21 protein-coding genes and 1 tRNA gene are annotated in these 19,619 nt (G+C 43.5%); 20 read left to right on the forward strand and 2 right to left on the reverse strand.

What is annotated here, in order from left to right:
- Positions 1–20 precede the first annotated feature (20 nt).
- Entirely contained in the window at positions 21–1,520 is a 1,500-nt protein-coding gene (locus V7O62_RS04775; RefSeq protein ID WP_406657875.1) for an ATP-binding protein, read from the reverse strand.
- 354 nt (positions 1,521–1,874) lie between these two features.
- On the opposite strand from V7O62_RS04775, the gene serA reads away from it, so the two are divergent.
- From serA to V7O62_RS04855, 16 genes are all read left to right on the forward strand, one after another.
- Positions 1,875–3,446 carry a phosphoglycerate dehydrogenase gene (serA, locus tag V7O62_RS04780; protein WP_406657876.1) on the forward strand — a complete coding sequence of 524 codons (1,572 nt, stop codon included), beginning with the start codon at positions 1,875–1,877 and terminating at the stop codon, positions 3,444–3,446.
- 196 nt (positions 3,447–3,642) lie between these two features.
- A complete protein-coding gene (locus tag V7O62_RS04785; RefSeq protein WP_406657877.1) occupies positions 3,643–4,017 on the forward strand; it encodes a hypothetical protein in 375 nt (124 codons plus the stop codon).
- On the forward strand, positions 4,018–4,482 hold the full coding sequence (locus tag V7O62_RS04790; RefSeq protein ID WP_406657878.1) for a DUF2240 family protein: 465 nt from the start codon (positions 4,018–4,020) through the stop codon (positions 4,480–4,482). It abuts the gene before it with no gap.
- A 145-nt stretch (positions 4,483–4,627) separates the two neighbouring features.
- A complete protein-coding gene (locus V7O62_RS04795; protein ID WP_406657879.1) occupies positions 4,628–5,008 on the forward strand; it encodes a 50S ribosomal protein L18e in 381 nt (126 codons plus the stop codon).
- 11 nt (positions 5,009–5,019) lie between these two features.
- Positions 5,020–5,439 carry a 50S ribosomal protein L13 gene (locus V7O62_RS04800; protein WP_406657880.1) on the forward strand — a complete coding sequence of 140 codons (420 nt, stop codon included), beginning with the start codon at positions 5,020–5,022 and terminating at the stop codon, positions 5,437–5,439.
- A gap of 12 nt (positions 5,440–5,451) precedes the next feature.
- Entirely contained in the window at positions 5,452–5,856 is a 405-nt protein-coding gene (locus tag V7O62_RS04805) for a 30S ribosomal protein S9 (RefSeq protein WP_406657881.1), read from the forward strand.
- A gap of 10 nt (positions 5,857–5,866) precedes the next feature.
- Entirely contained in the window at positions 5,867–6,055 is a 189-nt protein-coding gene (locus tag V7O62_RS04810; RefSeq protein ID WP_406657882.1) for a DNA-directed RNA polymerase subunit N, read from the forward strand.
- Position 6,056: 1 nt separating this feature from the next.
- Positions 6,057–6,153, forward strand: a tRNA-Pro gene (locus V7O62_RS04815).
- A 197-nt stretch (positions 6,154–6,350) separates the two neighbouring features.
- Positions 6,351–6,530, forward strand: coding sequence for a DNA-directed RNA polymerase subunit K (locus tag V7O62_RS04820; protein ID WP_406657883.1), 180 nt, complete (start codon positions 6,351–6,353; stop codon positions 6,528–6,530).
- Between the two features lie 9 nt (positions 6,531–6,539).
- Positions 6,540–7,223 (forward strand): 30S ribosomal protein S2, encoded by a 684-nt coding sequence (gene rpsB / locus V7O62_RS04825; RefSeq protein ID WP_406657884.1) that lies wholly within the window; start codon positions 6,540–6,542, stop codon positions 7,221–7,223.
- A 68-nt stretch (positions 7,224–7,291) separates the two neighbouring features.
- Entirely contained in the window at positions 7,292–8,089 is a 798-nt protein-coding gene (locus tag V7O62_RS04830; protein WP_406657885.1) for an MEMO1 family protein, read from the forward strand.
- Positions 8,090–8,122: 33 nt separating this feature from the next.
- A complete protein-coding gene (locus V7O62_RS04835) occupies positions 8,123–9,031 on the forward strand; it encodes a mevalonate kinase (protein ID WP_406657886.1) in 909 nt (302 codons plus the stop codon).
- Between the two features lies 1 nt (position 9,032).
- Positions 9,033–9,812 (forward strand): isopentenyl phosphate kinase, encoded by a 780-nt coding sequence (locus tag V7O62_RS04840; RefSeq protein WP_406657887.1) that lies wholly within the window; start codon positions 9,033–9,035, stop codon positions 9,810–9,812.
- 11 nt (positions 9,813–9,823) lie between these two features.
- The gene (fni, locus tag V7O62_RS04845; protein WP_406657888.1) at positions 9,824–10,927 is read left to right on the forward strand and encodes a type 2 isopentenyl-diphosphate Delta-isomerase; all 1,104 of its coding nucleotides are present in this window, start codon (positions 9,824–9,826) and stop codon (positions 10,925–10,927) included.
- A 65-nt stretch (positions 10,928–10,992) separates the two neighbouring features.
- A complete protein-coding gene (locus V7O62_RS04850; protein ID WP_406657889.1) occupies positions 10,993–12,339 on the forward strand; it encodes an RNase J family beta-CASP ribonuclease in 1,347 nt (448 codons plus the stop codon).
- A gap of 36 nt (positions 12,340–12,375) precedes the next feature.
- Positions 12,376–13,341, forward strand: coding sequence for a polyprenyl synthetase family protein (locus V7O62_RS04855; protein ID WP_406657890.1), 966 nt, complete (start codon positions 12,376–12,378; stop codon positions 13,339–13,341).
- 173 nt (positions 13,342–13,514) lie between these two features.
- On the opposite strand, the gene ppdK is transcribed toward V7O62_RS04855, so the two are convergent.
- Positions 13,515–16,178: a pyruvate, phosphate dikinase gene (gene ppdK / locus V7O62_RS04860; protein WP_406657891.1), complete on the reverse strand. Its 2,664-nt coding sequence runs from the start codon at positions 16,176–16,178 to the stop codon at positions 13,515–13,517.
- Between the two features lie 276 nt (positions 16,179–16,454).
- Between ppdK and V7O62_RS04865 the strand changes: the two genes are divergently transcribed.
- The 4 genes from V7O62_RS04865 to V7O62_RS04880 all read left to right on the forward strand — a co-directional run bounded on the left by V7O62_RS04865 (position 16,455) and on the right by V7O62_RS04880 (position 19,554).
- Positions 16,455–16,715, forward strand: a complete 261-nt coding sequence (locus V7O62_RS04865; protein WP_406657892.1) for an H/ACA ribonucleoprotein complex subunit GAR1 — start codon at positions 16,455–16,457, stop codon at positions 16,713–16,715.
- Between the two features lie 94 nt (positions 16,716–16,809).
- A complete protein-coding gene (locus V7O62_RS04870) occupies positions 16,810–17,823 on the forward strand; it encodes a transcription initiation factor IIB (RefSeq protein ID WP_176964572.1) in 1,014 nt (337 codons plus the stop codon).
- Between the two features lie 115 nt (positions 17,824–17,938).
- Complete coding sequence (locus tag V7O62_RS04875; RefSeq protein WP_406657893.1) at positions 17,939–18,550, forward strand: LysE family transporter; 612 nt, start codon at positions 17,939–17,941, stop codon at positions 18,548–18,550.
- A 2-nt stretch (positions 18,551–18,552) separates the two neighbouring features.
- A complete protein-coding gene (locus V7O62_RS04880; RefSeq protein WP_406657894.1) occupies positions 18,553–19,554 on the forward strand; it encodes a class I SAM-dependent methyltransferase in 1,002 nt (333 codons plus the stop codon).
- Positions 19,555–19,619 lie beyond the last annotated feature (65 nt).

Raw genomic sequence — 19,619 nt, forward strand, 5'->3', positions numbered from 1 at the left:
TTTCAACTTTATCATTTCACTTAAGAAACATTCCCGACAAGGACCTTTTCCATACTTTCATTTTTTTCCACATAAACAGGCAGCAGTACGTGAACCGTAGTCCCTACACCTTCTGTACTTTCGATCCATATTCTTCCCCCGTGAACCTCTACGATATTCTTTGAAAGGTAAAGACCAAGTCCATTACCACCGTAATTGCGGGTCATGGACCCGTCTACTTGATAGAATCTATCAAATATCCTTGGAAGGTGATTTTCAGGTATACCCACACCGTGATCTGATATTTTGACATGCATCCATTCGTTTTCCTCAGAGACAGATATTTCGATACTACCGGATTTTTGAGAGAATTTTACTGCATTATCCAGCAGATAAACGAAAAGTTGTTTGAGTATCTCCGTATTGCCATAGACAAAACGCATGTTTTTAGCAAAATTCCTGTCAAGGGACATCCCCTTTTCCTCGATCTTCAATGAAAGGCTTTTGATAGTGTTTTCCAGAACATCTGTCAAGCAGAGAGGAGAAAAGATATGCTGCTTGTTGAACTGGAAAGCATTCATATGCAGAAGTGATTCTATCAGGCTGTGCAGGCGCTCGGAATTTGAGACAATAACTTTCAACCCTTGACGCTGCTTTTCATTCAAATCACCCAGCATACCTTCATACATTATCTCACTGTATCCTTTTATGGAGATCAGCGGAGTCTTGAGCTCATGAGTCACATTGGAGATAAATTCATCTTTCATCTGGTCGAGGGATTTCAGTTCCTCATAGGATTTGGTAGTTTTCTCCAAAAGCTCTATGTTCTCAACTGTGATACCTGCCAGCTTACCCACACTCTCAAGAACATACAAATCATCTTCATTCAACTGGAAGTCCTGTTTTACAGAGAAAACAAAAGAACCGATGGTCTGGTTATGTGCAACCATTGGAAAAACAACATAGTTTCCGGAATTCATTCCGGGATAAGTTTCTGAGTCTAAAGTGATAGTAAGTGGTTTTATGGTTTTTTCGGATGGATCATTTATTTTCAGGATATCAGAAAAAAAGGATTTTTCAAGAGGGACATTGCATATAGATGTTTTCAGCGAGGTCGGAACCTCGGCGTCTGCAACCAGGACAGCCTTACCGATATCATGCCTGACCATATGAATGAATCCATAATCAGCCTCCAGATAAAAAAGAAACTCGTGTAGCAAATCATGCAGAAATGCATCGGCATCAAGAGAAGTGGCAGATATTGAGGTAGCAGAATGTAATATTAGGAGATCCCTATCTTTTTTATATGCTTTTTTCTCTGCAATCTCGCGTTTTGCAGAAATCCCGGAAACAGTAATGCTGGAAAGCATAAAAACAATGAAAAGAAAAGAGGGAAGATAAAGCTCATTTACAGATAAATGTGGCAAACGATTGAAAAAGCTCCCGTTGCCCAGAGTCGGATTATTTATCAGGCCACAGATGATCACCGCAAGAAAAGCAAGAATTGCTGAAACTAGAACGGTTGTCAACTTCTTTCTCATGTACCACCTGCAAAAATTAATGATTTCCAACAACAAATTATAGACAATGATTGGATATTAAATATATAAAGTCTTCATATATAGCATATATAAGTTCCGATTTTATTTTGTCATCTCCATAGTGGATGAGTGTGTATATACTAATGCGTCATCGAATGCTTAACTTTTTAAGTAGTTAGATGTATCTAAAGTTGCTATCTAAAGGCTGATGTCTGCTAGGATAAAAACGTAAGGCTTATGGGCTGCTTGCAGACAATTATAATACATATGGTTACGTTAATTCCATATCGCAAAGGTAGAATTAACTATTATAAATAATTGAATAATTACATTGATCTTGTGGAGATAAACAGAATGAAAGTATTGGTCAGTGATCCGTTATCCGAACAGGGATTGGCGAAACTTAATCAGCATTTTACAGTTGATGTGTTAACAGGGCTCTCAGAAGAAGAACTGGTGGACAAGATACCTGATTACGAAGCTCTCGTTATCCGTAGTGGAACACAGGTTACAAGGAAAGTTATCGAGGCTGCGGACAAGATGAAAATCATCGGAAGGGCAGGAGTAGGAGTCGACAATGTTGATGTGGAGGCAGCCACTGAAAAAGGAATCATCGTTGTCAACGCACCTGAAGGGAATATGCTCTCAGCTGCGGAACATACAGTCGCAATGATGCTTGCTCTTTCCAGGAATATCCCGCAGGCCAATTCATCTCTGAAATCAAAGAAATGGGAACGTAAGAAGTTCATGGGTGTGGAGGTCAATGGCAAGGTCCTTGGTGTGATCGGGCTCGGACGCATAGGTGCGGAAGTTGCAAAAAGGGCACAGGGACTGGAAATGGATATTCTGGCATATGATCCTTTCATCTCAGAGGAGAGGGCAAAAGAGCTGGGAGTAAAGCTCAGAACCGTGCAGGAAATCGCCAAGGAGTCTGACTTCATAACGGTTCACACACCCCTAACAAAGGAAACGAGGAACATCGTTGACAAGGCTGAATTTGACCTGATGAAAAGCAATGCAAGAATCGTCAATTGTGCACGTGGTGGTATAATCAGTGAGGAAGCGCTTGCAGAAGCCCTCCAAAGTGGTAAGATTGCCGGTGCTGCTGTGGATGTATTCGTTAATGAACCTCCCTTTGAGAGCCCACTCCTCGACTGCGATAACCTTATAGCTACTCCACACCTCGGAGCATCTACGGAGGAAGCACAAATCAATGTTGCAGTATCTGTTGCCGAAGAAGTTATTTCGGTACTTAATGGCGGGACTGCAAAAAACGCTATCAATATTCCTTCTGTTAAGCCTGAAATTATGACAATGCTTGCCCCTTACATCCAGCTTGCTGAAACCATGAGCAAGGCCTGTGCACAATTGCTGGGTAAGAACTATGAGAGGCTTGAGATCAGCTATCACGGAGAAATAGCTGAAAAGGATACAAGACCGATCACTGTTGCAGCATTGAAAGGCATGCTTCAGGTAGCTCTTGGATCTGCTGTCAATTATGTTAATGCAGCCTCCCTTGCAAAATCCAGAAAAGTTGGAGTTATCGAGAGCAAGTCAGAGACTTCTGAAGAGTATGCATCTACAATCAGTATTAAGATAATAAGAGGCAATGAAAGTGAATCAATCACCGGTACCGTTATTGGTAATTCTGGAAAGATCATAAGCATTAACAACGAGCACGTTGATATAGTACCATCCGGATACATCATTGTTGCAAAACACGTCAACAAGCCGAATGTCATTGGACCATGTTGTATCGTACTCGGGGAGAACGGTATTAATATTTCAGGAATGCAGGTCGGCAGGGCTGAGATCGGCGGTACAACTATGATGGCCTTGAATGTTGATTCGGAAGTTCCGGAACCCATCCTCAAAGAGATGAGATCCGTAGAAGGAATTATTGATGCTAAACTCATCAAACTCTGAACATAACTACAGAGCAATAGAATTATAAATATAATAATTAAAATGTGTCCAGTAAAATAATTACAAAGGCGGAAGTTGATCCTTTAAGATGATGAGAAAGCGAATATATCACCGGTTTCCCCACAGGCAGGTAGAATTCGAACAGAAGTACCGTTACCATTCGGACCTACCCTTTTTTACAAAGGTTATGGCAAATATGGACGGTAAATTCGGAATGTTTGTTACCGAATCTGTGACCCAGCGGGGACACAGAATACAGGCTAAAAGGGAGATACGTGTGGAGATCGTAACCAACGGCGTAGACTTTGCTCCGTTGAATTATGAGAATGTCGATGATATAATCGAGACCATAGAAAAGGAAGGAATTATTGACTTCCGGATCAATCTTAACTACAGTTATCTCGACGGTAAGTACAACAGAGTAGCTTTCAGAGGAGATATTTACCTGGTGCGTGCAATCCTTGAGAATGAGTTGTTGGTACTTCAGATCAACCATCTGGATGGGCAAAAGCGCACTGAATGCGGAAGGGTCGCGGATACAATCATAGATGAGCTTAGACGTGGTTCATAAATGGATGAATTAGCACTGGTTGTTGCAACACCTTTTAAGAAAAAAGCAACATCTTCCCTTTCCATAAAGGATTTTGAGTTTGCACTTTCCTTTGATCTGAAATGGATGGCACCGGATCACGCATCAAAAGTAAGGGATAAAGCTATTAGCTCCAGGCTTTTGAGGCTTGAAGGCGACAAACTGGCACCCACATTTGCAATTGAAAATATAGAATTACCTCAAGGATTCAAGCCTTCTGGCGATATTTTTACAGAGAAAACACCCATAGAGGAACTTATTTCCCAGATTGCCATGAAAACAGGCAAAGGTGAAAAAGAGGCGATTGTTGAGATAAATAGTCTTCAGGAAAGACTTGGGGACATGGTGGAAATAGAAATAGCTGCCCTGATAGTTGCGAGAGAAAAAGGATGTGACGTAGAGAGCACCTATCAGAAAATATATGACAAAGTTTTAAGTAAAGAGTGAGCACATAACATTTATGTACTAGTAACGTTATTCAGAGTCACGAATTTATCTCAGATAGATTCCATGTTCTTACTTTACTGGCACCTTACGGATGTTCGAACGCATAATCATGCGTGAGTGAGACATAATCTTGCGGAGGAACATTATGAGCAAGAAAACACACGTGAAGATAGTTAGAAAGACCAACCCACGGATACCAAAGCTGGTCGCAGATCTCAAACAGGTATCCCGTGACAACGATGTGCTCATCTGGAGAGATGTGGCAACCAGGCTTGAAAAACCAAGGCAGAATTATGCTGAAGTAAACCTCAGTAAAATCAACAGGTATGCAAATGAGAATGAAACTGTTCTTATACCTGGCAAAGTACTGGGTTCAGGAGTAATTGGCAAAGCAGCAACTGTAGTTGCATTAAGCTTCAGCTCAACAGCAAAGGAAAAGATCACCGACCTTGGCGGAAAGTGCCTGACAATTGAACAGGTCCTCGAAGAGAATCCCAAGGGATCCGGAATAAGGATTCTGCAGTAAAGGTGACCAAGATGACAATTATCGATGCAGACGGACTCATTATGGGAAGGCTTGCAAGCAAAGTAGCAAAGAGATTACTTGCAGGCGAACAGATAGACATAGTAAACGCTGAGAAGGCAGTAATATCAGGTTCCAAGATCAGCACCTTAAGGGAATACGATGAGATAATAAACATCGGTACCCGTGAATTTGGACCATATTTCCCAAAAAGACCGGAGAGAATACTGAAAAGGACCGTAAGGGGAATGCTTCCTTACAAGCGTGCAAGAGGAAAGGACGCAATGGCACGCCTCAAGGTCTACGTAGGGGTTCCGGCAGAGTTCAATGACAAGGAAATTACCAGCGTGGAAGAAGCAGATATGAACCGTCTGAGTTCTAACAAGTACCTTACCCTCGGGCAGGTCAGCACAAAATTGGGTTCCAAATTCTGAGGAGAATAAGAAATGTCAATTAAAGTTGTAACTTCATCCGGTAAAAAGAAGACAGCAATAGCACGTGCGACTGTCAAGAAAGGAACAGGAAGAGTGCGAATAAACAAGAAACCTCTCGAGATATATGACCCCGAGTTCGCAAAATTGAAGATCGACGAGGCAGTCATGCTCGCAGGCGAGACGGCAGCTACCCTTGATATCGATGTTACCGTCAACGGAGGAGGTATCATGGGCCAGGCAAATGCAGTCAGGACTGCTATCGCAAGAGGCATAGTTGATTGGACAAATGATACCGAAATCCGTGATACATACATGGCATACGACCGTAACCTGCTTGTAAACGATTCCAGGCAGAAAGAGACTAAGAAGTTCGGCGGACCCGGTGCACGTTCCAAGTATCAGAAATCATACAGGTGAGCTTTAAGAAATGATTCCAGTCCGGTGTTTTACCTGTGGAAAGGTAATTTCAAACTGTTGGGAAGAATATAAAAGACGTGTCCAGGAAGGAGAAAATCCTGGCACAGTACTTGATGACTTGGGAGTCACAAGGTACTGTTGTCGCAGGATGATTCTTTCCCATGTCCAACTTGTAGATACGCTGGCTCCATACCAGTAAAGGGACCGTAGGGTAGCCTGGACCATCCTTCGGCGTTCGGGACATGAGTACATCATGCGAATTACGCCGGTACCTGAGTTCAAATCTCAGCGGTCCCATATCCTTTAAGGTAAACACTGGAGGAGTCAGTCGATAGACGTGAAACCACGTTCGGAGGGATTCCGAATGAAATCTATTAAAATTAACTCAAGACCATAGTAGAGTTGTTCACTAGGAAACTGTTTTGGTACTATTAGTTGCTATGGTCGAACTATTTTGATTATTATTGTTACGGAATTGTACGTTAGGTGATCGATTGAACACAGAACACTATACCAGGTATGAAAAAGCAAGGATCATTGGAGCAAGGTCATTACAGATTTCAATGGGAGCACCAGTGCTGATCGATGATCAAAATACAAATTCCCTTTATCTTGCCAAAAAAGAGTTTGAGATGGGAATTATCCCCATTACGGTAAAAAGAGATGATTCATAAGGTGATAAAATGGATGCAAATGAAGATATTAAAATTACAGAAGATGAAAACATAGAAGTTGAGAGTGAAGTGAAAACGACAACTGAAGAAAATGAAGGGAGTGAAGCAGAGAAAACCACTTCACTTGTCCCGATAGATGAGTATCTCGCAGCAGGAGTACATATCGGTACCCAGCAGAAGACAGAGAACATGATGAAATTCGTGTACAGAGTCAGGACCGATGGTCTATATGTCCTTGACATCCAGGCAACAGACGAAAGGATAAAGCTGGCTTCAAACTTCCTGTCTTCATACGATGCTTCAAGAATATTGGTAGTATCCGCAAGGCAGTACGGACAATATCCTGCAAAGATGTTCGCAAAGGCAATCGGTGCAAAGTCAATGGTTGGAAGATTCATCCCGGGTACACTCACAAACCCGAAAGTAGAGAATTTCTTTGAACCTGACGCAGTCATAGTGACAGACCCTACCGGCGATGCACAGGTGATTAAAGAGGCTAACGACATCGGAATACCCGTAGTAGCCCTTTGTGATACCAACAACATGACATCAAATGTCGATCTGGTCATTCCTACAAACAATAAAGGTAGAAAAGCACTTTCACTTGTCTATTGGCTGCTCGCAAGGGAAGTTGCAAAGGCCAACAACTCAATGTTCAATTACGAGCTCGAGAACTTCGAATCAGGCGTCTGAAACCACCAGCTGCACAGGCATACTACAAATAGAAAAAACCCTTATATTGCTATGGGGTGACCAGTAGTATGAGACAAACAACAGTTGCCGGCCAGTTCTATCCGTTAAATCCCAAGGACCTAAAGAAAGAACTTAGCAGATGCTTTAAAGATATAGAAATCCGGGAAAGGGATATCACAGGTGCTGTGGTACCCCACGCCGGTTATATTTACTCGGGAGAAATTGCAGCACATGCTTACGCTTTGCTCCCAAAAGCAGATACCTACGTATTATTCGGACCTAACCACACAGGATACGGATGTGCTATCTCTCTTTCCCAGGAAACATGGACAACACCATTAGGAACAGTAGAAACCGACAGGGATATTGGGAAACTCCTTGCAGGAACTATAGTTGACTATGACGAGCTGGCACACAGGTTTGAACATTCCATAGAAGTACAACTACCTTTTCTTCAGTACAGGTTTGGAGATGATTTCAAAATACTTCCAATCTGTATGGGATTGCAGGATGAAGAGACCGCCGTAGAGGTTGGAAAGGAAGTTGCACAAGCTGCAAAGACAAGCGGTAAGCGCACAGTCTTCATAGCTTCCAGCGACTTTACACACTATCAACCTGCAAAGATTGCATCGGACAATGACAACTACCTGATAGACTCCGTTATCAAGAAAGATATTCCTGAATTCTATCGAAGAAAGGAAGAAAGAAACGTTACTGCCTGCGGTTTTGGTCCAATTGCAGCCATGCTCACCGCATCAAGAGAATTCGGTGCGGACCATGTCAGCCTGCTAAAGTATGCAAACAGCGGTGATGTAAGCGGAGATTACTCACAGGTAGTAGGATATGCGGCATTGGTCGTTGAATGAAGAAACATTCATCATGATAGTTTGGAGACATATATGATAACGTGCTCTGCACCCGGAAAAGTATATCTGTTCGGTGAACACGCGGTTGTTTACGGGCAAAGCGCCATATGTTGCGCCATCGATTTGCGTACAAGGGTGCAGGTAGCAAAGCATGACTCAATAATAATTGAGTCGGTGCTTGGAACAACGGGCCTTGATTTAGAGGTTCATCCATATGTTTCCAGAGTAATCGAAAAAATGAAAGGCTATGAGGATATCGAAGGCATACGGATACAGATCGATTCCGAACTCCCCGTAGGTTCGGGACTCGGGTCTTCTGCAGCAGTTACCGTTGCGACGATACAGGCCCTGAATCAGTTATATTCATGCGGGCTACAACTTGACGATATCGCAAACATGGGACATGCCATTGAAAGAGAAGTCCAGGGAAATGCCAGTCCTACGGATACCTATGTCAGTACCATGGGAGGAGTAGTACTGATTCCTGAACGCAGGAAACTCAAAGATCTGGACTGTCAGATTGTTGTTGGAAATACGGGAAAATTCTCATCAACAAAGGAACTTGTATCAAATGTAGCGAAGCTGCGTCAGGAGTTTCCTGCTATAATTGATCCCATACTTACCAACATAGGAAAAATGGCCCATATAGCTGAAGAGCATGTTAACAGTAATGATTACGAGACCGTTGGTAAACTGATGAACGTTAATCAGGGGCTTCTGGATTCCATAGGTGTAGGAGGGGCAGAATTATCAGCATTAGTGTATGCGGCAAGGAACGCCGGTGCAATCTCCGCAAAGATAACAGGAGCAGGAGGAGGGGGTTGTATTGTTGCACTTACAAGTAAGACAAATGCAAACGCAGTTGCACAGGCAATAAAGGAGACCGGTGCTGAAGCCATCCTCACAAGAAACACAAATGAAGGTGTCAGGCTGGAGCCATAATATGAAAAATGATGATGGTATTACAATTTTGAAGATCGGCGGAAGTGTCATCACTGATAAAGGAAAAGATGAAGGCACTCCAAAGCCTGAAGAAATAAAACGCATCGCAGGGGAAATAGCAGGATCTGATTCCAGGCTGATTGTAGTCCACGGTGCCGGATCCTATGGACATCCCCAGGCGAAACGCTATGACCTGAATGGAAAATTCGATCCTATGGGTAGCATTATAACTCATCTCTCGGTAAAGGACCTGAACAGGCTGATAGTCGATGCCCTGAATGATGCAGGTGTTAATGCCATCGGAGTTCATCCCATGAACTGCATTGTTTCAGAAGACGCCAGAATAAAGGATATGTTCCTAGAACACATCCATACGATGGTGGACAATAGCTTTGTACCCGTTTTACATGGCGACGTTGTGATGGATAGGAAACTTGGCACTTCAGTGCTTTCGGGAGATCAGATAGTCCCCTATCTTGCACATTCTTTGAAAGCAGAACGTATAGGCATAGGAAGTGCCGAAAATGGAGTACTTGACGGAAATGGAAGAACTGTTGAAGAAATCACACCCGCTAACTTTGAAGAGATAAAAAAGTTCATCGGTGGTTCCGCAAGCACAGATGTGACTGGTGGGATGCTGGGAAAGGTACTTGAACTGTTAAACCTTAGTGAATCATCAAATACCACTTCATACATTTTCAACGCAGGTCAAGCCGGAAATGTCTCAGGCTTTTTAAGCGGAAAAAACATTGGCACTGCAATCTCAAAAGCTGAATACTGAGGACCAGGATCATGACTACTTCACAGAGAAAGATCGAACACCTTCATTTATGTGCCACAAGTCCTGTGGAATCAAAGAAAATGGGAGCAGGATTTGACGATATTATGCTTGTTCACAAAGCTCTTCCTGAAATTTCCATGGATGAAATAGATCTGTCCGTGGACTTTCTCGGAAATAAGCTGAGTGCACCTTTCATGATAGCTTCTATTACAGGAGGACACCCCGGAACCACAGCTATTAATGCAGCTCTTGCAGGTGCTGTGGAGGAGCTTGGTCTTGGGATAGGTGTTGGCAGCCAGAGAGCGGCTATAGAAGATCCCGAACAGGAAGAATCATTCAGGGTTGTCCGCGATATGGCACCCAACGCATTTGTTTATGGAAATATAGGTGCTGCACAGATACAGCAATATGGAATTGAAGGTGTTGAGAAGTTAATTGAGATGATAGATGCCGATGCCATGGCAATACACCTGAACTTCCTGCAGGAAGCCATACAACCCGAAGGAGACAGAGACGCTTCAGGGGCACTGGAAAGCATCAGGGAGATATGCAAGCTCAAAGTCCCTGTGATTGTAAAAGAAACAGGAGCAGGAATTTCACTTGAAGATGTCCGGCTTTTAAAGGATGCCGGAGCTGCAGCCATAGATGTTGGCGGCGTCGGAGGCACAAGCTGGTCTGGTGTTGAAGTATACCGTGCCAGAGACAGAGAGGATATTATATCGGAATTACTGGGCGAACTTTTCTGGGATTTTGGAATACCCACAGTTCCAAGTATAATAGAATGCAGTTCTTCATTACCGGTAATTGCTACCGGAGGGATCAGGACAGGACTCGATATCGCGAAGTGTATCGCTCTTGGCTCATCAGTTGCCAGCGCTGCACTACCCTTTGTAGAGCCTGCCATGAAAGGAAAAAAGGAAGTTGAAGAGAGTATCTCCCAGTTACTTGGAGAACTGAAGGTAGCAATGTTCCTTTGTGGTTGTGATGACATGAGAAAACTGCACTCAGCTCCCACAGTAATAACGGGATGGACAAAGGAATACATCGAACTTCGTGGTTTTGATGCAAAGGAATTTGCATTGCGTTCTGAAAAGAGCGATTTTCAGATAGTTTAACTGTCATTTAAAAAAAGGTTTAATAATAAAAAAATCAATTTTTATAATATACAAGAGGATAATATATGACTGAAATAGGTATTATCGCAGTAGGCGGATATAATGAAATGGGCCGCAACATGACTGCGATCCGGATTAACGAGGATATAATAATCATTGATATGGGTCTTCGTCTGGACAGAGTCCAGATACATGAGGATGTGGATATAGACCGCATGCACTCCCTTGAACTAATTGAGATGGGTGCAATCCCGGATGACACTATAATGAATGAGGTCAACGGGAATGTGCGTGCTATTGTCTGTACGCACGGTCACCTTGACCACATTGGTGCGATATCCAAACTCGCACACAGATACACTGCACCCATAATCGCAACACCTTACACTACAGCACTCGTAAAACACCAGATAGATTCTGAAAGAAAATTCGGAGTCAAGAACAACATTGTTGCATTAAAGGCAGGAGACACAACTGAGATCACAAAGGATATTTCAATCGAGTTCGTGAATACACAGCACAGTATCATCGATACTGTATTTGTAGTAATACACACCCCAAGTGGAAGCATTGTATATGCATGTGATTTCAAACTGGACAGGACACCTACTGTAGGAGAAATTCCTGATTTTGAGAGACTTAAGCAGCTCGGCCAGGAAGGAGTCATCGCACTTATAACCGAAAGTACGAATGCAGGCAGGAATGGAAAAGCACCTTCTGAGATGATTGCACACATGATGCTAAGAGATGTGCTGCTTGGCACTGAAGAAGCAGATGTTGGTATGATCGTCACGACTTTCGCTTCCCATATAGCCCGTATGAATTCAATCGTGCAGTTTGCCGGCGAGATGGGCAGGATACCTGTACTCCTTGGAAGATCCATGGAACGATATGTAGGTACGGCCCACCAGCTCGGATACATTGATCTGCCGGAGACAGTAGAGATTTACGGCAATCGCAGAGATATTGACAATGCACTGAAAAAGATAATGGAAAAAGGCAAGAACAAGTATCTTCCGGTCGTCACAGGTCATCAGGGAGAGCCTGGTGCAGTACTTGGCAGGATTGCAAACGGAGAAACGCCTTTTAAGGTAGAAACCGGGGACAGGGTGATTTTCTCGGCAAACATAATACCAAACCCGATGACACAGGCAAACCGCTATGCACTTGAAACAAAACTTAAGATGAAAGGTGCAAGGATATATGACGATGTCCACGTTTCCGGACATGCCTACAGGGAAGACCACTGGGAATTGCTCAGGATGCTTAAACCTGAACATGTTATTCCCGCACACGGAACCATACAGATGCACAGCGAGTATATCCAGATGGCAGAAGATGCCGGTTATTCACTAGGTGATACACTCCATCTGCTACGAAACGGTGAAGAACTCTACATAGAAGATGAGTGATTATTTATAAGAACCAAAAAAACAGTGGGAATGAGTATGGATTTAATTGAAGAGATCAAAAAAAGGTCTGTACATGTTGACAAAGGTATTGAGGATTACCTCCCTGTCTCCAGACCCATAGAACTTTACAAGGCAGCCCGTTATCTTCCGGATGCTGGTGGAAAAAGACTTCGTCCTGCAATCGTTATGCTCACTGCTGAAGCAGTAGGTTCTGACCCATATAAAATAATACCTGCTGCTGTAGCCGTAGAACTGGTGCATAATTTCACACTTGTACACGACGATATAATGGACAGGGATGATATTCGCAGAGGAATTCCGGCGGTGCATGTTAAATGGGGGGAAGCAGGAGCTATACTTGCAGGTGATACCCTTTATTCGAGAGCTTTTGAGATACTTACTCAAGTAGAAGGAAAACCTGAAAGGATCCTGAAGTGCGTTGATATACTGTCCAGAACATGCAAAGAGATCTGTGAAGGGCAATGGATGGACGTTGAGTTTGAAAACCGCATGGATGTGACAAAGGAAGAATACCTTGAGATGATCGAGAAAAAAACCGGTGTCCTCTATGCTGCTTCATGTGAAATCGGTGCTATCCTCGGAGGAGCATCCGACGAAACTGCAGAAGCTCTTTATGAATTTGGAAGATTGATAGGTATCGCTTTCCAGATATATGACGATGTTATCGACATGATAACTCCTGAAGAAATACTCGGAAAAGTGAGGGGAAGCGATCTTATGGAAGGTAAGAAAACACTGATCGCAATCCATGCATTGAACAGCGGTGTCAAGCTTGATATTTTCGGCAAAGGAGATGCAAGTAGCGAGGAAATTAATAACGCCGTTCGTATGCTGGAAGATTCCGGTTCCATTGAGTACGCAAGAAACCTTGCCCTTTCATACATAGCAAGGAGCAAAGAATTACTTGATGTTCTGGATGATTCCGAATCAAAGGACATACTTCGTGCTATTGCCGACTATATGATCCGGAGATCACATTGAACTTGCAAGTAAAAGCAAGTTCATCGTCTTTCTTTACGTTCCTGTTTTATTCCAATATACTGATAACTACAGTGAGAAATCATTGCAGACTTCAGTTAAAAAAGTAAGGACATCTGTGAAAGCAGAAGCCAACTCTAGAAATAAAAAGATACGGATAAACCGTATCCATAAATTTATTCTTTCTTCTTTTCAAGAATAGCCTGTGCCGCAGCCAGCCTGGCGATTGGTACACGGAATGGGGAGCAGCTTACATAGTTCAGTCCGATATTGTAGCCGAACTTAACGGAACTTGGCTCTCCTCCATGTTCACCGCAAATACCGATCTTTAGATCAGGTCTTGTGGATCGGCCCTTTTCTATACCAATCTTTACCAGTTCACCAACACCATCCTGATCAAGGACGGCGAACGGATCTGCCTCAAGAATGGAATCTGAAACATAGAATGGAAGGAACTTGCCTGCATCATCCCTGCTGAAACCAAAGGTAGTTTGCGTCAGGTCATTGGTACCGAAGGAAAAGAATTCTGCTTCCTGTGCAATCTGGTCGGCTGTCAATGCTGCCCTTGGAAGTTCAATCATGGTACCCACAAGATAATCCATTTTGACATTCTTCTCATTTAATACAGCTTCAACAACGTTTACCACATGCTGCTTTACTGACTTGAGCTCATTTACATGGCATATCAGAGGAATCATGATCTCAGGTACGATATCAATACCCTCAAGTTTGAGTTCGCACGCAGCTTCAATGATTGCCTGTACCTGCATCTCGTATATTTCAGGATATGTAATACCAAGACGGCAGCCTCTATGTCCCAGCATAGGATTTATCTCTATAAGAGATTCAACGCGCTCCATCACTTTCTTCAGACTCTCGATCTCGACCTTAGGCCTATTAGATGCATCTTCTTCAAGAATCTTCAATTTATTGGCCAGTTCTTCATGTTTTGGAAGGAACTCATGCAATGGCGGATCAAGCAGGCGTATGGTCACCGGATAACCTTCCATTGCACGGAAAATACCAATGAAATCTTCCCTTTGCATGGGAAGGAGTTTCTTAAGAGCCTTCTTTCGGACATCTTCATCTTCCGCCAGGATCATTTCCCTTACAACAGGTATCCTGTCATCGCCAAAGAACATATGCTCAGTTCTGCAAAGTCCGATACCTTCTGCACCAAACTCCCTTGCTACAAGTGCATCATGCGGTGTATCTGCATTTGTCCTTACACCCATTTCCCTGAATTCATCAGCCCACTTAAGCAGTGTTTCCAATTCTCCGGTAACACCTGGTGTGATAAGACTGACTGATCCTGGAATGACACATCCTTTTGCACCGTCAATTGAGATGTATTCACCTTCGCTTACACGAATATCTCCAATGCTAAAGATTTTTTCATGCGCATCGATGCTAATAGCACCACACCCTACAACACATGGTTTTCCCATACCTCTGGCAACTACTGCTGCATGCGAGGTCATTCCTCCACGAACCGTGAGTATACCCTGGGCCGCATCCATACCACCTATATCTTCAGGTGATGTCTCAGCCCTAACCAGAATTACTTTTTCATCAATTGATGCCATCTCTTCGGCATGCTCTGCAGTGAAAACAACTTTACCAACCGCAGCACCGGGTGATGCCGGCAGACCTGTAGCAATAATCTCATATTCTGATTCCGGGTCAATCATGGGATGTAGTAACTGATCCATCTGCTCCGGTTTAACTCTCATCAAAGCTGTTTCTTTGTCAATCAGGCCCTCGTTAACCATGTCTACAGCGATGTTCAAAGCTGCTGCTGCAGTTCGTTTACCGGTTCTGGTCTGGAGCATGTACAGCTTGCCCTCCTCTATGGTAAACTCAATGTCCTGCATATCCTTGAAGTGATCCTCAAGTTTCTGGTAGATCTCCTCAAGCTGTGCATATGCATCAGGCATTGTCTGCTTCAGGGTTGCTATGGGTTGTGGAGTCCTGATACCAGCCACCACATCTTCTCCCTGTGCATTAATAAGATACTCACCAAAGAATTCTTTCTCCCCGGTTCCCGGATCTCTTGTGAATGCAACACCTGTGCCGGAAGTCTCGCCCATGTTTCCATAGACCATTGATTGCACATTGACTGCAGTACCCCAGTCCGTAGGAATGTCATTGAGCTTCCTGTATGTGATAGCACGCTGGTTGTTCCATGAATTGAAAACAGCATCTATTGCCATCTGAAGTTGCTCACGTGGATCCTGCGGGAAATTATTACCGGTGTTCTCTCTGATAATCTCCTTGAACTCTTCTACCAGTTCCTTGAGAGTATCGACGTCAAGCTGCGTGTCCAGGCTTACACAAAGTTGTCTTTTCTTGGCCTCAAGCGTTGATTCAAATTCCTCGTGCTTTATCCCCAGTACAACGTCCCCGAACATTGTAAGGAATCTACGATAACTGTCATATGCAAACCTTTCATTACCTGTTTTTCTTGCAAGCCCTTCGACTGTATCGTCATTCAGGCCCAGGTTAAGGACAGTATCCATCATACCAGGCATGGAGACACGTGCACCTGACCTTACTGAAAGCAGCAAGGGATTCTCGACGTCCCCGAACTTTTTATTGTTTATCCTTTCAAGCTTCTCAATCGCATCATTGATCTGATCAAGTACACCATCAGGATATGCTCCCTTTTCAAGATAGAGCACACAAACCTCAGTTGTGATGGTAAAGCCGGGAGGAACTGGAATTCCCAAGTTGGCCATTTCTGCCAGGTTGGCACCTTTGCCACCCAGCAGATCTTTCATGCTATTTTTGCCTTCTGTATCTTCGTTACCGAAAAAATATACGAATTTTCTATCTGCCACCGAATTTCCTCCATACATAAAATATATGATGGATCGTATTAAGTATAAGTCGTGCCAAAATAGTCTTGTTATCTCTTTAAGTTTGTGGTCTGTTACGGGTTGTCATGGCCACACCGATGACTAAAAACGGGTAAGATTTTGCCTCAAAATCAACGATATCTTTTTGTATTTAAAAACTTATGATATTAAAAGATCTGCGAAAACTATATATATGATTGGCGCAAGATAATGGGTACATAAAAGACAAAATAAAATATATCTTAAACAATACAAGACATGAAAAGACTGGGTAAAGTATTACATATTTCAAAACAGGAAGAGATCATCATCAGAGGGGATGAAAGGAAGTACTCCGGATCCATGAAGGAAATGCCTAAAATGAATTCCTTTGTCCTTGATAAATCCATAAAAAGGATAGGGAAAGTCGCCGGCATTTTTGGACCTGTTGATTGGCCATTTTTTATAATAAAGCCAAATAAAGGATTTACTGATTCTGATTTACAGAAGCTGGTTAACGAACGTGTATACGTTCAGTGAGAGTGAAAGTGGTTTTGAACATAAGAGTGAGCTTTGATTGATCGATATAGAACTTATGAAATATATTTTATGATTATGATGAAAGGTGATTGAAATGGTCGAAGTTGAAAGGGTACGTTATTCAGACACTTCCGAAAGGGAGAAGATACGTGCAATGATCAAGGCACGTAAAGAGAAAGAAAAGGACATGGAAGTTGAGAAAGCAAAGGTCCAGTGTCCTGAGTGTGGAAGTCGCAGCCTTGTACAGGATTATGAAAGAGCGGAATTGGTATGTGCTGACTGTGGGCTTGTAGTTGATGCAGAGTTTGTTGACGAAGGACCAGAGTGGCGTGCTTTTGATCATGACCAGAGAATGAAGCGTTCCCGTGTGGGAGCACCTATGACCTACACTATCCATGACAAAGGTCTCTCAACCATGATCGATTGGAGGAACCGTGACTCCTACGGAAAGTCCATCTCATCAAAGAACAGGGCACAGCTTTACAGGCTCAGAAAATGGCAGCGTAGAATACGTGTAAGTAATGCAACTGAGAGAAACCTTGCCTTCGCACTTTCAGAACTTGACCGTATGGCATCGGCTCTTGGTCTTCCAAGAACTGTACGTGAAACCGCTGCCGTCGTATACAGGAAAGCAGTTGACAAGAATCTTATCCGCGGAAGGAGCATTGAAGGCGTTGCAGCAGCAGCATTGTATGCAGCATGCCGTCAATGCAGTGTTCCGAGGACGCTTGACGAGATCGGAGAAGTATCAAGGGTAAGCAGGAAAGAGATCGGAAGGACATACCGCTTTATATCAAGGGAGTTGTCTCTCAAGCTTATGCCAACATCACCGATTGACTATGTCCCGAGGTTCTGCTCAGGACTTAATCTCAAAGGTGAAGTTCAGTCAAGGGGTGTTGAGATCCTCAGGCAGGCTTCAGAAAAGGAACTTACCAGTGGCCGTGGTCCGACTGGTGTTGCTGCTGCAGCCATCTATATTGCATCCATCCTTTGTGGCGAACGCCGTACCCAGCGTGAGGTCGCCGATGTTGCAGGTGTGACCGAGGTCACAATCCGCAACAGATACAAGGAACTTGCAGAAGAGCTTGACATCGAAATCATTCTCTGAACACATAGATAACGATTTAAACAAGCGAAGGAAGACTGTAACAGCACTTCCTTTGTTCTAATTCTTTTTTGCCCAAACCTTTTTTATTACCTGACCCGATTAAGCAGTGTAGACTATGCTGGAATTACTTGAGATGCTGACCATAGGATTTGCTGTGGGAATGACAGGGGCACTTGTGCCCGGTCCAATGCTTTTCGCTACCATAGATACATCCTTGAAGAAGGGATGGAAAGCAGGTCCTGAAGTATTTTTAGGACATGCAGCCCTGGAGTTTTTGGTCTGTATACTGGTAATCTTCGGAATGGCATCTGTAAGTGAAAACACGATACTTGCAATATCCATGATTGGAGGAGCTACACTTATCTTGTTCGGCATTCTGACAATGAGGAATGCAAAGGGAGCAGGAGATTCACTGCACGAACATGGAACGGTTAACACCAATCCAATGCTGGCGGGAGTAATCACGTCCGCCTCAAACCCCTATTTCTGGCTATGGTGGCTTGCCGCAGGCAGTGCACTTGTCCTGCGCGGACTGGAGATCAGCCTGTTCGCCGCGACAATGTTTGTAATCGGACACTGGATTGCAGATCTTACTTATTTCACCGTGGTTTCCACATCCTTCAGTAAAGGAAAAAGGCTCATGTCCCCAAAGGTTTATGAGCGGGTATTGATGTCTTGTGGTCTGTTCCTTGTCCTGTTTGGGTCATGGTTTATCATAGGTACGTAAACATGAGAAAAAATTGCATTAAGGTTTTGAAGAAAAATGGAGAGCCGATACGCAGGGAACTGCTGGAAATGAACATGCTTGACAATTCGGCAAGAATATGTTCGGAAAGAGATTTTCTGTATCTTCCCCTTATAGGAAAACCACAGGAAGAAGACCTTAAAAGAATCACAGGGGATTTTGAGTTAATTGAGCACGATTTTGAAGAGCAGAAAGGACAGCTTAAGCTTGAAGACCTGCTGGAAGATGTGCCACACTTCGAGGTTATAGGGGATATTGCACTCATCGAAGATGACGTCTTTGAACCTGAAAAGGTGGCAAATGCTATCATGAAAGTTAAGATCAACGTGAAAACGGTGCTTGCTGCCCTTGGACCCGTCGAGGGAGAGTTCAGGACCCGCAGGTTCAAGGCAATTGCAGGAGAAGACAGGACTTCCACAATCCACAAGGAATACGGGTGCAAGTATTATATTGACCTTGAGAGAGCATACTTTACCCCCCGCCTGGCAACTGAACGTTCGCGCATACTTGCACAGGTAAAAGCAGGCCAGACTGTTGCAGACATGTTCGCAGGCGTTGGCCCATACAGTATCATGATAGCAAGAAAAAACCCTGATATAAGAGTCATAGCAATGGACAAAAATCCCGATGCTGTTGAGTTCCTGCGACGTAACATTGAACTTAACTCAGTAACAAACGTTGAAGCCATAGAAGGCGACGCCAATCAGGAAGTAGAAAAATTCCCTGATGTTGCAGATCATGTTATTATGAACCTGCCTCACAATGCAAACGAATTTCTCGACGCTGCCATGAAACTGTGCGCCCAGGGAGCCATAATCCATTACTATGATATCACTCCTGAAGACGACCTTTTCGACAGCTCCCTGAAACTTATCGAAGAAGCAGCATCAAAAGCAGGAAGAGAAATTGAACTAATAGATGCACGTGTAGTCCGCTCCTACGCCCCGCACCAACTCAATGTCTGTATTGAAGTGAAAGTCAGATAAATATGTGCTAAACAGGCAAATAAGCGAAATTGTTAAATCCCCTTATAGAAGTATAATGTTGTTCA

The sequence above is a fragment of the Methanolobus sp. ZRKC2 genome (assembly GCF_045291185.1).
Lineage (GTDB): Archaea > Halobacteriota > Methanosarcinia > Methanosarcinales > Methanosarcinaceae > Methanolobus.

Excerpts from the sequence above, each read along its gene's own strand:
- serA (WP_406657876.1), top strand. The coding sequence starts at position 1,875 with ATGAAAGTATTGGTCAGTGATCCGTTATCCGAACAGGGATTGGCGAAA.
- V7O62_RS04865 (WP_406657892.1), top strand. The coding sequence starts at position 16,455 with ATGAAAAGACTGGGTAAAGTATTACATATTTCAAAACAGGAAGAGATC.
- rpsB (WP_406657884.1), top strand. The coding sequence starts at position 6,540 with ATGGATGCAAATGAAGATATTAAAATTACAGAAGATGAAAACATAGAA.
- V7O62_RS04875 (WP_406657893.1), top strand. The coding sequence starts at position 17,939 with ATGCTGGAATTACTTGAGATGCTGACCATAGGATTTGCTGTGGGAATG.
- V7O62_RS04840 (WP_406657887.1), top strand. The coding sequence starts at position 9,033 with ATGAAAAATGATGATGGTATTACAATTTTGAAGATCGGCGGAAGTGTC.
- V7O62_RS04880 (WP_406657894.1), top strand. The coding sequence starts at position 18,553 with ATGAGAAAAAATTGCATTAAGGTTTTGAAGAAAAATGGAGAGCCGATA.
- V7O62_RS04850 (WP_406657889.1), top strand. The coding sequence starts at position 10,993 with ATGACTGAAATAGGTATTATCGCAGTAGGCGGATATAATGAAATGGGC.
- V7O62_RS04775 (WP_406657875.1), bottom strand. The coding sequence starts at position 1,520 with ATGAGAAAGAAGTTGACAACCGTTCTAGTTTCAGCAATTCTTGCTTTT.
- V7O62_RS04870 (WP_176964572.1), top strand. The coding sequence starts at position 16,810 with ATGGTCGAAGTTGAAAGGGTACGTTATTCAGACACTTCCGAAAGGGAG.
- V7O62_RS04855 (WP_406657890.1), top strand. The coding sequence starts at position 12,376 with ATGGATTTAATTGAAGAGATCAAAAAAAGGTCTGTACATGTTGACAAA.
- V7O62_RS04785 (WP_406657877.1), top strand. The coding sequence starts at position 3,643 with ATGGACGGTAAATTCGGAATGTTTGTTACCGAATCTGTGACCCAGCGG.
- fni (WP_406657888.1), top strand. The coding sequence starts at position 9,824 with ATGACTACTTCACAGAGAAAGATCGAACACCTTCATTTATGTGCCACA.
- V7O62_RS04810 (WP_406657882.1), top strand. The coding sequence starts at position 5,867 with ATGATTCCAGTCCGGTGTTTTACCTGTGGAAAGGTAATTTCAAACTGT.
- V7O62_RS04795 (WP_406657879.1), top strand. The coding sequence starts at position 4,628 with ATGAGCAAGAAAACACACGTGAAGATAGTTAGAAAGACCAACCCACGG.
- V7O62_RS04790 (WP_406657878.1), top strand. The coding sequence starts at position 4,018 with ATGGATGAATTAGCACTGGTTGTTGCAACACCTTTTAAGAAAAAAGCA.
- V7O62_RS04805 (WP_406657881.1), top strand. The coding sequence starts at position 5,452 with ATGTCAATTAAAGTTGTAACTTCATCCGGTAAAAAGAAGACAGCAATA.
- V7O62_RS04830 (WP_406657885.1), top strand. The coding sequence starts at position 7,292 with ATGAGACAAACAACAGTTGCCGGCCAGTTCTATCCGTTAAATCCCAAG.
- V7O62_RS04835 (WP_406657886.1), top strand. The coding sequence starts at position 8,123 with ATGATAACGTGCTCTGCACCCGGAAAAGTATATCTGTTCGGTGAACAC.
- V7O62_RS04800 (WP_406657880.1), top strand. The coding sequence starts at position 5,020 with ATGACAATTATCGATGCAGACGGACTCATTATGGGAAGGCTTGCAAGC.